This window comes from Chondromyces crocatus, assembly GCF_001189295.1.
Taxonomy (GTDB): Bacteria; Myxococcota_A; Polyangia; order Polyangiales; family Polyangiaceae; genus Chondromyces; species Chondromyces crocatus.
Genome location: NZ_CP012159.1, coordinates 7032741 through 7048218, shown reverse-complemented (window position 1 = coordinate 7048218; position 15478 = coordinate 7032741). Strand labels below are relative to the sequence as shown.

Annotated in this window: 12 protein-coding genes; 4 read left to right on the top strand and 8 right to left on the bottom strand. The window is 70.4% G+C overall.

Annotation, left to right across the window (positions count from 1 at the left end):
• Position 1: 1 nt before the first annotated feature.
• From CMC5_RS25760 to CMC5_RS25750, 3 genes are all read left to right on the top strand, one after another.
• A complete protein-coding gene (locus CMC5_RS25760) occupies positions 2-619 on the top strand; it encodes an anthranilate synthase component II (protein ID WP_050432900.1) in 618 nt (205 codons plus the stop codon).
• 113 nt (positions 620-732) lie between these two features.
• Positions 733-1053, top strand: coding sequence for a PilZ domain-containing protein (locus CMC5_RS25755; RefSeq protein ID WP_050432899.1), 321 nt, complete (start codon positions 733-735; stop codon positions 1051-1053).
• A 106-nt stretch (positions 1054-1159) separates the two neighbouring features.
• Positions 1160-2359 (top strand): hypothetical protein, encoded by a 1200-nt coding sequence (locus CMC5_RS25750; protein WP_050432898.1) that lies wholly within the window; start codon positions 1160-1162, stop codon positions 2357-2359.
• A 254-nt stretch (positions 2360-2613) separates the two neighbouring features.
• Here CMC5_RS25750 and CMC5_RS25745 read toward each other — a convergent pair whose 3' ends face one another.
• From CMC5_RS25745 to gatC, 8 genes are all read right to left on the bottom strand, one after another.
• On the bottom strand, positions 2614-3906 hold the full coding sequence (locus tag CMC5_RS25745) for a hemolysin family protein (protein WP_050432897.1): 1293 nt from the start codon (positions 3904-3906) through the stop codon (positions 2614-2616).
• Positions 3907-4104: 198 nt separating this feature from the next.
• A complete protein-coding gene (locus CMC5_RS25740; RefSeq protein ID WP_245677755.1) occupies positions 4105-5145 on the bottom strand; it encodes a tRNA pseudouridine synthase B in 1041 nt (346 codons plus the stop codon).
• Positions 5146-5147: 2 nt separating this feature from the next.
• Positions 5148-6491 (bottom strand): lysophospholipid acyltransferase family protein, encoded by a 1344-nt coding sequence (locus tag CMC5_RS25735; RefSeq protein WP_050432895.1) that lies wholly within the window; start codon positions 6489-6491, stop codon positions 5148-5150.
• A 16-nt stretch (positions 6492-6507) separates the two neighbouring features.
• On the bottom strand, positions 6508-7587 hold the full coding sequence (locus CMC5_RS25730) for an NAD-dependent epimerase/dehydratase family protein (RefSeq protein WP_245677754.1): 1080 nt from the start codon (positions 7585-7587) through the stop codon (positions 6508-6510).
• 202 nt (positions 7588-7789) lie between these two features.
• A complete protein-coding gene (locus tag CMC5_RS25725) occupies positions 7790-8980 on the bottom strand; it encodes a hypothetical protein (protein ID WP_050432893.1) in 1191 nt (396 codons plus the stop codon).
• Between the two features lie 861 nt (positions 8981-9841).
• Positions 9842-10462 (bottom strand): GNAT family N-acetyltransferase, encoded by a 621-nt coding sequence (locus tag CMC5_RS25720; protein WP_245677753.1) that lies wholly within the window; start codon positions 10460-10462, stop codon positions 9842-9844.
• Positions 10463-10527: 65 nt separating this feature from the next.
• The gene (gene gatA, locus CMC5_RS25715; RefSeq protein WP_050436135.1) at positions 10528-12057 is read right to left on the bottom strand and encodes an Asp-tRNA(Asn)/Glu-tRNA(Gln) amidotransferase subunit GatA; all 1530 of its coding nucleotides are present in this window, start codon (positions 12055-12057) and stop codon (positions 10528-10530) included.
• Between the two features lie 5 nt (positions 12058-12062).
• On the bottom strand, positions 12063-12389 hold the full coding sequence (gene gatC, locus CMC5_RS25710; RefSeq protein ID WP_050432891.1) for an Asp-tRNA(Asn)/Glu-tRNA(Gln) amidotransferase subunit GatC: 327 nt from the start codon (positions 12387-12389) through the stop codon (positions 12063-12065).
• A gap of 154 nt (positions 12390-12543) precedes the next feature.
• Here gatC and CMC5_RS25705 point away from each other — a divergent pair, with 154 nt between their 5' ends.
• A complete protein-coding gene (locus CMC5_RS25705) occupies positions 12544-15399 on the top strand; it encodes a hypothetical protein (protein ID WP_050432890.1) in 2856 nt (951 codons plus the stop codon).
• The last annotated feature ends 79 nt before the right edge of the window (positions 15400-15478 follow it).

The following is a 15478-nucleotide window of genomic DNA, read 5'->3' as shown; positions in this document are numbered from 1 at the left end:
CATGGCCCGCGTCCTCGTCATCGACAACTACGACTCGTTCACCTACAACCTCGTCCAGCTGCTCGAGGTGCTGGGCGCGCGCTGCGAGGTCGTCCTCAACGACGCCCTCGATGTGTCGGGCGCCCTCGCACGCACCCCCGACGGCATCCTCCTCTCCCCCGGCCCTTGCACCCCCGACGAAGCCGGCGTCTCCCTCCACCTGCTCCGCGCCCTGATGGTTCCTCGCGCGGAGCCCACCCCTGCCATCCCCCTGCTCGGCGTCTGCCTCGGCCACCAGGCCATGGCGCAGGCGCTCGGGGGCCGTGTGGTCCGGGCACGCCAGCCCCGCCACGGCAAGACCTCGCCCATCGAGCACGACGGCCTCGGCGTCTTCCAGGGCCTCCCGAGCCCCTTCGAGGCAGCCCGCTACAACTCGCTCCTCGTCGATCCCCGGACACTGCCCGCCGACCTCGTGATCTCCGCGAGGAGCGACGAGGGGGAGATCATGGGGCTACGCCATCGAACGCTCCCGATCGAGGGCGTCCAGTTCCACCCCGAATCCATCCTGACGCCTCGCGGCGAGGACCTGCTGCGCAACTGGGTCACCCTCGTGAACGCCTACCCACGCGGTTCGTCCTAGTTCTACGCACCACGCCCTGGCCCCCGGAGCTTGGCCCTCACCGTCCCGTCGTCACCACCTCGACCGACGCCACCCGCTTGGCCCGCCAACTTTCGCCCCGCTAGCGTTCCCCCATGGAGCCCGAGCGCCGCATCGCCCCCCGCAAGCCGGTACGTGTCCTCTTCAACAAGTACATCGACCGATACCCGCACCTCGGCGAGATCCTCGAGATCTCCTCCTCGGGCATGCTCACCCGGACCATCCACCACCCCGACGCCGCGCGCGCCTGCTACGCCATCGAGCTGGCCCCAGCCGAAGGGGAAGTGCCCCCCGTCTGGCTCTGCGCCCGCCGCGTCTGGACCGACGGCGACCTCGAAGCGCTCGCCTTCGTGGCCCCCAGTGAGGCCGATCGCGAGCGCCTGGAAGCCCTCTTCGAGCTGCCCCTCATGGGCTGAACCCGGCAAGCCGCCTTCAGATTGCCCGCGCAAACCCGCCCCATCGCGTTGACATCTCCAGCGACGCGCCGCTAACGTGCGCGGCGGGTTGCCCCCCGAGGAGCCGATGGCTGACGACAACAAACCGAAGAAGACAAAGATCGATCTCAAGGCCCGGCTTGGCAAGACCACGATGACGGGCGTCGCCGGCGCGGCGGTCCCGCTGCCGGCACCGGGTCCCTCGTCGCCTGGCTCGGGTCCCCCGTCGGACAACCCGGCCCAGGCGCCTGCGGCTTCCCCGAGCGGTCGTCCATCGGCACCGGGCGGTGGTGGCATTGCACCGCCCCCCGGCATCTCGCCAGGCATTCCTCTGCCGCCCTTCGCCCAGCAGCGCGCTGCTGCCGCGCAGCCCGCGCCGAAGCCGACCGCCGTCCAGCAGACCATCAAGGTCGAGGTCGGCGAGGAGATCGAGCAGGAGCGCAAGAAGGCCAGCAAGCGCACCGCCCTCTTCGCCGCGATGACCGCCGTGATCGGCATCGCGATCGGCTTCGGTATCGGCGGCGCCAAGGCCCGTCAAGATCGCGGCAAGAAGGCCGTCGACGACGCCGGCGTCCTCGAGAAGGACGTGAAGGCCGCCAACGAGAAGATGCGCGACCTCGGCCAGAAGCTGAACGGCGCCGCGACCGAGCTCGGAGGCAAGACCTTCCCGAAGACCTTCGCGCAGGAGCTGGGCGCCCTCAACATCCCGTTCGAGGCGACGAACCTCGCCGGCAAGCAGATCGGCACGCTGCCGCCGAACACCGTCAAGCGCCTCTTCGACTACACGCAGGCCGTCGCCAGCGTGAACTCGACGAAGGACAGCCTGCGCAACCTCCTCGGCATCGCCCAGGCGCCCGTCGAGAAGGCGTGGAAGGAAGAGAAGGAGCCCGTCTTCAACTTCTCCGTCGTCTTCCGTCGCGACGGCGACAAGATGCTCGCCGAGCTGGTCCCCAACAAGGAGCCCTTCCCCCTGGGCAAGGACTGGCCCGAGAAGTTCAAGATCACCCGCCTGGAGCGCACCCAGCAGGGCGCGAAGGCCGTCGAGAAGGAAGCCACCCGGTGGACCAAGGGTGACCTGGTCGCCTCGGACCCGATCGCCATCCCCATCGACCCGCCCACCGTCGCCGCCTTCACCAGCGAGCAGATCGTCTCCCGTCTGGCCAAGGAGATGCGTGACCTGCGCAATACCCTCGACGGCAACAACGACGATCCGACCGCCGGTCCGGGCCTGGTCAAGCAGGGCGACGATCTGGTGAACGAGCTGCACAAGATCGCGCTCGCGCGCTGATCTTCGCCCTCCCAGGAGGCGGCGTCACCAGCCCGCCTCCAGATCCCCCAACCACGACTGCCGTGATGACGCTCGGTCCTGAGCCGTTCAGGATCGGGCCTCGTGCGTCACAGGCTTGAGTCTGGGCGCGCTCGGGGGGAGGCCATGGGTACACGACGTATGTCCGACGGATGCTGTCCTTCCAGGCGTTGCAGCATCCGCCCGGTCGTGCTCGACGCTTTGAGGGCCGGAACGGTCCGGGTTTGTTCGGTACTCTAAGCCGCGTCGCCAGCGTCCATCGGCCTCGGCCGCACGATCTCCACCTTCCCGATGTTCCGCTCATCGGAGTCGCGGATGATGAACCGCAGCCCGAACTTGCTGACGGCCGTCCCCACCTCGGGCACCTTCCCGAGGTGCTCCGTCAGCATCCCGCCGAGGGACTCGTGCTCCCCGCTCGTGTCGATCTCGGCGCCCAGGTAGGCCGAGAGATCGTTCATCGAGATCTCCCCGTCGGCCACCAGGCGCCCGTCGCCTAGATCCTGGATCCCCGCCGGCTCCTCGCCGTCGTCGTGCTCGTCGCGGATGTCGCCCACGATCTCTTCGAGCACGTCTTCCAGCGTCACGATGCCCGACACCCCACCGAACTCGTCCACCACGATCGCCAGGTGTTGCCGACGGCTCCGCATCTCCTTCAGCAAGGACGACAGCGGCTGCGACTCGGCCACGAAGTTCGCTGGTGTCCGGATCACCTCGCGCAGCGACGTCAGCGACTCGCCCCGCTCTCCGATCACCTTGAACAGGTCCTTCGCGTAGAGCAGCCCGACGATGTTGTCGATCTGGTCCTTGTACACCGGGTACCGCGAGTGACCGCTCTCGGTGACGATCTCCACCGCCTTGTCGATCGGCGTCGAGATCTCCAGCGCCTCCAGACGGGAGCGCGGGATCATCACGTCGCGCGTGGTCAGGTCGGCGAACTCGAGCACGTTCCGGATCATCTCGGCTGGCTCGCGGCCGAACAACCCGGACTTCTCGACCTCTTCCACCAGCATCTCCACCTCGGCCTCCGTCACCCGCGGGTCCGAGGGGGGATCACTGTCCTTCGGGCCCAGCTTCTCGCTGATCCACGAGAGCGGCTCGGCGAGGACGAGCAGAGGGATCTCCAGCGGGCGCAGGAAGCGCGCGGCGATCGGCGCGGCACGATCGGCGTACCTGCGCCCCAGCGTCGCGCTGACGGTGTACAGCACCCCGCAGAGCAGCGTGGTGGACCCCGCGGCCAGGTACGCCGACCACGCGGGGAGGGGACCGCGGAAGACTTCGTTGAACCAGACCGCGGTGAGGGTCGTGGTGACGATCAAGCCGAGGAGGTAGCGGGACCGGAGCTTCGCATCCAGTGTCCGGATGCGCTCGTAGGCATCCTTCCTCTTCCCGCTGGCCTGTTCGATGAGAGCCCCGAGGCGCGTCGTGCTCAGGGTGTTCAATGCGGTATCGGCTCCGACGAACAGCGAGCCGAGCAAAGCTGAGAGAACCGCCGCGCCGGGCGCGAGCAGTGGCACCATATCTGGGCTCAAACCGAAACTCCTGACGAGCGAAGCGTAACGGATGCCGCACGTTGTTCGCAACCCATAGCAACCTGCCGGGCTGCGCGCTCACGAGGGCACTCTACCCTCGCGATCATGCTCGCGTTTCCGTTCACGATGTCCTGCGCTTCGCGACTTGCGGGATCGTTCGATCCCGACACAGAGCAGTGTACACGTTCCGGTGGAACGTCAACCCTCGACTTCTTCCGTGCACGGAGGCACGGATGGGTCCGCTGCAGCGCTCACGAACCCACGAAGGACGGAGATCTTGAGCGCGCCATCGTCCTCGTGTCGCGCGATGCCGATGGCCACGAGCTGTCCATCCGGCGCGATCCAGGCCGAAGCGTGCTCTTCCACAGGGCCGTCTCCGATCGGCGGTGGCGTCGTGAAGTCATCGAGCCGGAGCCGCTGACCGAGTCGCGCGCGCCGCGTTCCATCGTCCGTCAGGTGCGCGATCGACAGGCCGAGTGACGCGGCTTCGACGAGCGGGATGATCGCAGCACGGAGCGCTTCGGGTTCCGCCGTCGGAGGCAACGCGCGCTCGATCGTGAACGAACCACTCGCCGTTCGACGCAGTGACGTCAGGTGTGCCGGGACATCGAGGTGCTTGCCGAGATCGCGCGCCAGCGAGCGAACGTAGTACCCCTTCTGCACGTCCAGCTCCAGCCGGAGCCCAGGTGGAGAGAGCGCGGTGCCTCGGCATGCGAGCGCGTAGACCTCGACGGGTCTCTCGGCGAGCTCCACTTCCTTCCCAGCGCGCGCCAGCGCGTAGCTGCGCTGCCCGTCGACCTTGATCGCCGAGTGCGCGGGCGGGACCTGTGCGTGCCGTCCCTTCTCCGCCGCGAGTGCGTCTGCGATGCGCGGCGCCAGGAGAGGGAGCTGCTCTTCAGCCGGTTCTCCGTCCCCGAGCCGAGACAGCTCGTCTTCCAGCCACGGAGGGAGCGGCGTGGTCTCCGTGACCCGACCCTCGGCGTCCAGCGTGTCGGTGCCCACGCCCAGCGCGACGTCCGTCACGTACCGCTTGTTCTGCGCCGTGAGGTAAGGGCCGAGCTTCGTCCCTTCGCCGACGAGGATCACCAGCACCCCGGACGCCATCGGGTCCAGCGTTCCTGCATGGCCGAGCTTCTTCGTGCCGAGCGCGCGGCGCAGGCGAAAGACGACGTCGTGGCTCGTCGGTCCTCGCGGTTTGTCCACCACGAGCACCCCGTCCGGCGGGGGGGGACGCTTCACGCTCACCCGAACCAGACCGACTTGCGCTCCGACAGGGTCTGGTCGAGCAGCCCCTGGATCGTCGCCCGCACGCGCTCCGACAGGCGAGCGACGAGGATCTCGTCGTCGGCCGCTTCGGGGCCGTACTCGTCGAAGTGCAGCTTCTCGCCGAAGTGCATGCGCCACTTCGTCGGCGCCGGGACCAGACCGAGCGGACCGAGCGCAGGGAACGTCGGCGTGATGGGGATGTACGGGAGACCGAGCGCGCGCGTGAGGTGCTCGACCCGGTGGAGGAGCGGGTTGGCCTCCTCGGCGCCGACGATGGCGCAAGGGATGAGCGGTGTCCGGGTGCGCAGACAGAGCCGGATGAAGCCCCCGCGGCCGAAGCGCTGGAGCTTGTATCGATCGCGGTAGAGCTTGCCGATGCCCTTCACCCCCTCGGGGAACACCGCGACCAGCTTGCCCGCGGAGAGCAAGCGCTCTGCGTTCTCCTGGCAAGCCCGCACCGCGCCGAGGCGGTTCATGATCGTCCCTGCGAACGGCAGGTAATACACGAAGTCCTCGGCCAGCCACCGCAGCTCCCGCTGGCTCGGGTGCTCGCGCCGCACGGCGGTCCGCAGCATCAGTCCGTCGTACGGGATCGGACCCCCGGAGTGGTTGCTGACCACGATGCAGCGGCCCTCGGCGGGGATGTTGTGGATGCCGTCGACCTCGACCCGGAAGTAGTTCCGGTAGAGGAAGTTGAAGAGCGGCATGTACCGCTCCTCGTAGTGGGGATCGAAGCCGAACTCGTCGACCTCCTCCGCGCGGCGCCGCATCCCGTCGCGCCCCCACTGCCGGTGGTAGTAGTCCGACGAGAGGATCTCGGTCGTCCCACCATCACCCGCGTCGCCCGGCTCGCTCGCGGTCTCCGTGGCGGCGGGCTGGGGTTCCGGGCGGGGGACCGCGTTGCGCGCCGATGGCGGTGGCGCTGGCACCTTGGGGCTCGGCGCTGGCGCCTTGGGGCTAGGCGCTGGCACCTTGGGGCTCGGCGCTGGCGCCGGCGTCGACGCGCTCTTGCCCTCGCGCATCATCTGGTCGAGGCGCGCTTCCAGCTCCAGGATCTGGCGCTCCAGCTCCTCGGGAGAGGCCGGTGCGCGTTGGATCCGGCTGGACTGCGCCGCCTCGTCCCCCGGCGCGCTGGACGGGCCGTCGAAGTGGAGGAGCGCGTCGCGCGAGGGCTCGGTGGGGCCGATGGGGGCCACGGCCGTCGCGATCTCTTCCTCGAGATCGTAGCCGGCGACGAGCCCGCCGTTCCCGTCGCGTTCGTCGACGGAGGGGAGGCTGCTCGCCGTATCCTGGTCGTTCCGCTGATCGCTCTCGCTCATCGTGCCATCCTGACCTTCACGTCGCCGGCTCCGAGAGGAGCTGCGCATCACGGAGGTGCTGCGCGCTGATGTAGTCGATCAGCGCCTCGCGCGTGGAGTACATGGGCCGGAACCCCATGGTCTGCGCGGCCTTGGTGCCGTCTGCGACGCAGATGTACCGGAGATAGCGCAGAAAGCTCGGGGGCGCAGGCGCGGCCTGTACGGCCCAGAGCGCCCCGGTCAGGGGACCTGCCACGCTGTGGAGCACGGGGACGTTCGTCCGGCCGGCGAGGCGCAGCACGGTCGAGAGGGGCAGCACGCCGTCGCCGACGATGTTGAACGTGCCCGGGAAATCCCGGTCGATGGCCAGCTTGAACGCCGCCAGCGCGTCGACCTCGTGCACGAACTGCCACAGCGGATCGAACCCCAGCAAGGTGAACGCGGCGCGCCGGGCGAGGTAGCGGGTGACGTAGTTCTGCACCGTGGGTCCGAGCAGGGGAGCGGTGCGGAGGACGGTGACGATGGTGCCCTTGGCCTTGATCCCGAACGTGGTGACCTCGCGCTCTGCCGCCATCTTGTCGGCGAAGAAGCGCTCCTCGGGATCGGCCCGCAAGGGGTGCTTCTCGGTGAGGAAGTTCGGGTTCGTCGGATGCGCGCCGTAGAGCACGGTCTGGCTCCAGAGGACGAGCTTGCGCAGGTTCACCTGCCGCGCCGCGTTCAGGAGGTGCATGGTGCCGATCGACTCCAGCTCGTGCGCCCAGGCCGTGGCGTGGGTGGGCGTCGAGATGAAGCAGAGATGCACCAGCGTGTCGACGCGCTCCTCCACGAGCAGCTCGGCGATGCGCTGCTCCGACGAGGGCGCGGTGAGATCGACCGCGATCACCCGGGTCTTCTGGCCAGCGGTCTCGGGGGTCTTGATGTCGATGGCGATGATCCGCTCGACGCGCGGATCTTCCTCCAGGAGCCCGATGAGGTTGCGTCCGAGGAAGGCCGCAGCGCCGGTGATGGCGACGACGCGACCCCGCGTCTTTCGTTCCGACGATGCGCTCGAAGGCGGCGGGGAACCCGGAGGCGGCGGGGAACCCGGAGTTCCGGGCGGCGAGGAGCGAGAGGCCATGCGCGACGGGACACTACTCGGTCGGGCGGCGCAGGCAAGCCGCTCGGGCGATGGAAGCGAGGGGATCGCGCGCATTCACGTCGAGGTGGTGGAGCGGCGCGCGGTGGCGCTGCAGCGCGGCCGCGGCCCGATCGTCGCGGTGGCAGTGCAGCGCAGCCGCACCCGGAGTGGGGTGGGGCGAAATGCCGTCGGAGACGGCCTGTCAGGGAACGCCGCAGGTCAAGCGGGCCCAGGTCACCACGCCCTCTCGTTGCAGCCAGAGGTCGACGTCGTTGCCGGACGACGCGATCGCGTAGCGCTCCGCATCGGCCACGGGGATCACAGCGTCGGCCGGGGTCCCGCCTTCGTCCAGGCGGACCGCGTAGACCACCCGCCGCGTGGCGCGGCATCCCAGCGGCGCGATCCAGGTCGCCAGCGCGCCCCGACCGAGCCGCCGCAGCGCCCCACGGAGCGGGGGCGCCGGCGTCTCGACGTCGACGACGTGATCCCCCTGGATGAAGCGGAGCTGGGCCCTGCCCACCCCGACCCCTGGCGCAGGGCCCCCCGCGGCGCGCGTCCCTTCGCGGTCCTCGTCGCGGGCGTCGTCGCCCGGGCTCTCGTCGTCGAGCGGGTCTCCCTGCGGCCCCCCTGGCGCGCGCGCGCAGTCCTCGTCGTCCACGGGCGCCCCGTGGACCATCGCGGTGGGCGCAGGGAGCCCCAGCGCATCGAGCACGCCGTGGGGAGCGGGCGAGCGCCCGACCTCACGAGCGCCCTGGGCGCCATCGACACGGAAGAACACGAGCTGCCCCTGGGCCAGGAGCACCACCAGGCTCGTCGCGGGCGCGGTGCCACCCGGCAAAGGGGGCTCGACCCCGGCCAGCGCGACCGGCGTGATGGCCGAGACGCCAGGAAGCTCCAGCGCGACCCGCTTCCATGCCCGGAGCGGATCACCTTCTGCGCCGAGCCAGACCTCGGCTCCAGGCATGGCCACGCGCCCGGGCCGTGGCGTCAGCAGGGCGCAGGTCCCCGCGGAGCAAGCCAGGTCCGTGGCCTCGAAGCGGTCTCCTTCACCGACCAGCTCGACCTCCCCGTCCCGCCAGAGGCCGAGCCGGGTCGTGCCCTGTCCCCTGGACTCCACGAACGTGGCCACCCAGCTCCCATCGACCCGGCGCGCAAAGCGCGGCGGTGCCCCGGGATCGAGCCAGGGGAGGGGATGCTGGTCGAGGCTCTCCCCCTTCGGTCCGAGGTGAACCGCCGCCACCCGGAGGAGCTGCGAGGCATCTTCGGAGGCCTCCGCGACGAGGAGCGCCCCGAGCGCACTCCGCTCCCCGAGAAACCCCGTACTCCCTGGGATCTGTGCCTGCAACGTGGGCCCGCGGAGGCGACACCCGCGAGGAACGGCCACCGTGGGCACGCCGCGCTGCTCCTGAAAAGTCCAGGGATTCGCCGGCGGCAACAGGCGGGGAGGCGTGAGCGACGGTGGTGCGCTGTCCCGAGGTGCGCTCTCGGAGGAAGAAGGTGAGCACTGCCCGCAGCCCGCCGCTGCAATCAGAGCGAAACCGCAAATCCGGGTGCATCTACGCAAGCAACGCGACTCTAGTACAGGAAAGGCGGAGGGGAAGCCGTCGGTTTACCGAGAAGCCAGGGCAGGGGAGCCGCCGTGCAAGGGAGGGCACGGGCGGGGCGGACGACCGTTCGGAGAAGGGGGAGACGGTACGCGGTGCCGTTCGGAGAAGGGGGAGACGGTACGCGGTGCCGTTCGGAGAAGGGGGAGACGGTGCGCGGTGCCGCTCGGAGAAGGGGGAGACGGTACGCGGTGCCGTTCGGAGAAGGGGGAGACGGTGCGCGGTGCCGTTCGGAGAAGGGGGAGACGGTGCGCGGTGCCGTTCGGAGAAGGGGGAGACGGTGCGCGGTGCCGTTCGGAGAAGGGGGAGACGGTGCGCGGTGCCGTTCGGAGAAGGGGGAGACGGTGCGCGGTGCCGTTCGGAGAAGGGGGAGACGGTGCGCGGTGCCGCTCGGAGAAGGGGGAGACGGTGCGCGGTGCCGCTCGGAGAAGGGGGAGACGGTGCGCGGTGCCGTTCGGAGAAGGGGGAGACGGTGCGCGGTGCCGCTCGGAGAAGGGGGAGACGGTACGCGGTGCCGTTCGGAGAAGGGGGAGACGGTACGCGGTGCCGTTCGGAGAAGGGGGAGACGGTGCGCGGTGCCGTTCGGAGAAGGGGGAGACGGTACGCGGTGCCCTGCGAAGTCCGTCGCCGGGGCCCCTTGGGTTGTCGCTCTACACTGCGCGCCTCAGGACGGGGTAGGGCTCGAAGGTGTGGACCTCGGTGAAACCGTTACGGCTGAAGGCGCCCACGGGGCCGGTCCATAGTTCGTCGTCGCGGACGGTCTCCCGAGGACGACGGGGGAGCGCTTCCAGCGCACGGGCACCCCAGGACGGGGCGAAGCGAACGGCACCGCCGACGAGGGCGGTGGTCACGCCTTGCTTCCGCGCGGCGGGGTGGACGAGGGCGCAGCCGATGAGGAACACGCCCGCACGGTCGCCCGTGAAGCAGGGCAGGTTCTTGTACAGCCTGCGGTCGTAGGCTTTCTGCATCTGCTCGACCGGGGTCACCTTGAGCCAGCCGATGAGCTGTCCCGGGGAGAGGGAGGTGCCCGTCGTGTCGCGCGCGATGGCGACGATCCCGCGCGCTTCGTCGCTGTGCGTGGTGAGGGCGTGGCGGAACTCGTCACGGTTCTCGTCGGCGCGGACTGCGCAGCGTTCGAGCCACTCGTTCACGGGACCGGTGAAGTGGTAGTACCTGCAGTAGCAACCGGAGCCCGTCGCTTCGAAGAGGGCGAGCAGGCCGGCCTCGTGCTCGGGTCCGGCGGGGTAGGTCTCGATGTCCAAGGGGTTCACGCTCCATGCGGCGGTGCTCCGCGAGGATGCGCGCGCCGAAGAACTGGCACGCGCAGTGGCGGGGTTCAGGCGGTGCGGGGCCGGGCCGTCTTCACGGGGGAGATCTGCTCCCAGGCGGAGGCGAGGGTGAACAGCCGCTCCTCGTGGAGGGAAGGGCCGATAAGCTGCAGACCGACGGGGAGCGCGACCGAGCCCCCCTCGGGGGTCGACAGCCCGCACGGGACGCTCAGGGCAGGCAGGCCGGCGAGGCTCGCGGGGAGCGTGTAGACGTCGGCCAGGTACATCGACAAAGGATCCCGGGACTTCTCGCCCAGCTTGAAGGCGGTGGTGGGCGCGACGGGTGCCGCGACCACGTCGACGTCGCGGAACACCTCCTCGAAGTCGCGCCGGATCAAGGTCCGCACCTTCTGCGCGCGCAGGTAGTAGGCGTCGTAGTAGCCGGTCGAGAGCACGTAGGTGCCGAGCATGATCCGGCGCTTGACCTCCGGCCCGAAGCCGAGGTCGCGGCTCCGCCCGTACATGCCACGGAGATCGCCGTCACGGCCTTCCTCGCGGAGCCCGAAGCGCACACCGTCGAAGCGGGAGAGGTTGGAGGACGCCTCGGCGGTGGCGACGATGTAGTAGGTCGCGACGGCGTAGCGGGTGTGGGCGAGATGAATCGGCCGCACCTCGCAGCCGAGACCGCGGAGGCCGTCGAGCGCCGCGCGAACGGCAGTTCCCACGCCAGGCTCCAGGCCCTCGGCGAAGTACTCCTCGGGGACGCCGATGCGCAGGCCCGCCACGTCGCGATCGCAGGCGGCTTCATAGGCGCCCACGGGGGCGGCGAGGCTGGTGGCGTCCCGGGGATCGTGCCCGGCGATCACTTCGAGGAGGCGGGCCGCGCCGCGCACGTCGGTGGCGAAGGGGCCGACCTGGTCGAGGCTGGACGCGAAGGCGATCAAGCCGTAGCGCGACACGCGCCCGTAGGTCGGTTTGACGCCGACGACGCCGGTGAGCGCAGCAGGCTGGCGGATGGAGCCGCCCGTGTCGGAGCCGAGCGACCCCGGCGTCATCCTGGCAGCGACGGCGACGGCGCTCCCGCCCGAGGAGCCGCCAGGGATGCGCTCGGGATCCCAGGGGTTCCGCGCTGGCGTGAAGGCGCTGTTCTCGTTCGACGAGCCCATCGCGAACTCGTCCTGGTTGCACTTGCCCGGGAAGATGGCGCCGGCCGCGCGCAGACGCGCCACCGTCGTCGCATCGTAAGGTGGGTGCCAGCCGCGCGCGTGGTCGCGCTCGGGTTCGCCAGGGCCCGCGCGGCGCGTGAGGATGGCCGACGCCGCGGTGGCGGGGGCGCCCACGGCGCAGAGCGAGTCCTTCAGGCCGATGGGGACGCCGGCGAGAGGCCCGAGGGGTTCGCCACGAGACCGGCGCCCATCGACCTCGCGCGCTTGCCGCAAGGCCTCCTCGCTCTGGACGCTGAGGAACGCGCCGAGCTGGGGGTTCTGGCGCTCGATCCGGGCGAGCGCGGCGCGTGTGATCTCCTCGGCGCTGACCTCACCGCGGGCGCAGCGCGCGGCTAGCTGAGGGATGGACTGATCCAGGAGTTCTTCCGTCATGACCGTCACCCTTCATCCACGAAGGCGGGAACCTCGAAGCCACCCTCTTGTACCCGCGGCGCCTGCCCGAGCGCGACGTCCCGCGGCAGGCTGGGCGACGGCTCGTCCTCCCGGAGCCGGGCACCCTCGATCTCCAGGTTCGCCGTCGGTGGCACGTCCGACACGTCGAGCGACTCGAGCTGCCGGATGTAGACCAGGATGCGCTCCAGATCCCCGGTGAGGCTGTCCGCCTCTTCGTCCGTGAGATCGAGGTGCGCGAGTCGCGCGAGGGCCAGCACCTGCTCGCGCTGGAGGGGGGAAGCTTGGTCCGGGGGCGGGGCTGCGTCCTTCATGGGCCTCGGCCCGGTCTACCATCGCGGGTGAGGCGCGCGCCAGACGTCGCGACCGCGTTCCCACTCTGGACGGCAAGGTTCTGGTCGCCTCCACCGGGTGGTGTTAACCCGGGCGATGCCGGATCTCTCCCCCGGCACCATCCCCCGATCCTGCATGTCCTCCTCTCCCGCTTCCACCCCCCGTGGCCTGCGCATCGGCGTGATCGTCGCCGGTGCTTGCGTGGCCGTCGCGCTGTCGCGAGACGCTGGCGAGGACGCCCGTGGCCGCTCCGCTGCGCTCACCCAGGTGCTCGCTGGCCGAGGCATCCACGCCGCGCCGGCCGACGTGGTGTGGGTCGATCCACCGCGCGGCGCGCTGGGGACGTTCGGGCCGAGCAGCCGCGCGATCGTGCGTGGCGCCGCGGTGGAGGGGGAGCCGAACGATCTTTTCGTGGTGGACACCTCGCTCTCCCCGGAGGGGGTCCTCCTCGGGGTCGGCTCGGCCCACAACCTGACGGAGACGAGCGGCGCCGACGAGACGCGCCCCGTGCTGCGCGGTGAGCTCGCCGCGTACGTCGCGCGGCCTCTCATCGAGGGGGCGTCACCCACCGTGCACGTGCTCGACTTCCACGGGCAGCCCGCGGCGGAGCTCGAGGGCTGGAGCCGCGTCGAGCGCGCGCAGAACGCCATCTCGAACTGGCAGGTGACCGGCAGCTTCAGGGGCATCGGGCGGCGCACCTTCGCGGTCGATCCCCCTTCGGAGACACCGCCTGGCGCAGAGGGGGGATCACCTGCCGCGGGAGGCGCTGGCAGCGAAGAGGTCCCGACTGGCGCGCCCGGAGAGGCCCCGAGTGATGGCGCTGCCCCGAGCGATGGCGCTGCCCCGAGCGATGGCGCTGCCCCGAGCGATGGCGCCGGCGAGGCGAAGGCTCCAGGCGAGCGCGAAGGCGCTGCGAAGACGAAGCCGGAGACGGACGTCGAGGTCGCGCTCGAGCGAGACGCCATCGTGCTCCGCTCGGGAGACCGCGCCGCCCGCCTCGCACTCGCACACGGACCGGCGACGCTGGTGGACGGCGCGCCGCTGCCGGCCTGGATCCGCGCCGAGAACGGCGAGCTCGCGCGTCCGGGCAACGTGGTGACCTGGGCCGTGGATCGCGTGCGGAACGTGATCGGCGACGACGCGATGCAGTACGTGAAGATGATCGGCCTCGGCGTCATCGACACGGTCAAGCAGCAGACGGAGAACGCCGACGACAGCGCGCAGGAGATCGCCGCCGAGATGGGTCAGGAGAACCTCGGGACGGCGACGCGGCAAGAGCCGACCGATCCCGAGCTGGGCTGGCCTCCCGCTCCCCTGGAGCCGTGGGTGACGCCTCCGCTCGAAGGGGAAGGGCAGTGGCGTCCGCAAGGCGGCGACGAGTTCGTGCGCAAGCTGCCTGGCCTGCCGCCCGCGTTCATGACCACCTTCTTGCGGCCCGACCGCTCGCGCAAGGTGGTCCGCGTCTTCGTGGCGCTGTGGGATCCTCGCCAGGTCGAGCTGCACATGATGAGCGGCACGGTCGAGCCGAAGGGCGCCACCGGAGAAGCCGGGCCCGGTCTCATCCCGCGCACGCCGGAGATGATGAAGCGCGTCGTCGCCGGTTCCAACGCAGGCTTCCAGGCGCTGCACGGTGAGTTCGGCATGATGGCCGACGGCGTCGTGTACCTGCCACCCAAGCCTTATGCAGCGACGGTGGCCGTGCGACGCGACGGCGCGACGGCGTTCGGCACCTGGCCAGACAGCCCGCAGATCCCACCGTGGATGATGTCGTACCGGCAGAACATGACGGTCATCGTCCAGGATCAGAAGTTCAACCCGTACAACCGGACGTGGTGGGGCGGGACGCCGCCTGGCTGGCCCGACAAGACGCACACCGTGCGGACCGGGATATGCCTCACCAAGGAGCGATTCGTCGCCTACTTCTATGGCGCCGATCTCAGCCCCGAGGCGCTGGCGCAGACGATGATCCAGACCCGCTGCGACTACGGCATCGCACTCGACATGAACGCGGGGCACAGCGGCCTCGAGTTCTACCATGTGGCGCCGTCCGGCGAGCTGCCGGAGCTCGGTCGACCCCTGCAGCACGACTGGGAGGCCGAGGGCGACGTGAGCGGCCTGGAGGGGTGGCGCTTCCGGGGCCGCCGGCTGATCCGCGGCATGGGGTTGATGAACTTCCCGCGCTACATCCGGCGGGAGGCGCGCGACTTTTTCTACATGACGCTGCGCAACATCCTCCCGGGCGCCGGCCTCACGCCAGCGGTCCCGGGTCGCGCTGGAGAGGGCGAGTGGCGGGTGAAGGGGCTTCCTCAGCACGGGTTCCCCTACGCCATGGCGCTCACCGAGATGCGCCCGGATGCCGCGCGCCCCGACAGGACGCTGCGGGTGCTCAAGATCGACCCGCGCACGGTGCGGTCCGCCCCGTCGGCGGGCGGAGAGAACAAGGTCGTCGCGGTGGTCGGGCACGGCGCTGGTGCCCCCGCCGACGGCCTGAGCTTGTGGCACGCCGAGGGGGCGTTCTCCATCGGCGCGGGCTCGCCCGTGGCCGGCGCCGTACGTCTGGCCACCGGGCTCGCTGCGTCGCCGCGCGCGGTGGCTGCGGTCGGCGTCGAAGACGAGGGGGGCATGCTGGTCTATGCCGAGCTGATCAGCGGCGGTGCAGCGGGCGCAGCGGGCGCGGCGGCGCCGGACGGTGGCGCCGGAGAAGCCTCCGGGGACCCGCAGGACGCCCGGTTGCTCGAGGACTTCGTGAAGCAGCTCGGCTGCTCGACGCGGCTCCTGCTCACCAGGAAGCTCGACCTCGCGCTGGGCGGGGACACGGACCTCGCCGGGAACGCGGTGCATCCGCCCTCGGGCCCTGGGGTGGTCCGGCTGATGCGGGCCGAGGCCCCCGGGGCAGGGAGGATGTTCGAGGACACGCCCGTGGTTTCTCGCGACATCTGGTATCCCCTCCAGCAGAAGCGGATCCGCTACTTCAAGAAAGCGGACGACTGACGACGAAGCGCGCCACCGAGCTTGTACGCGGGGCTCGGAACCGATTAGAAAGCACCACGGTGCACCGCCCTTTCGTTGG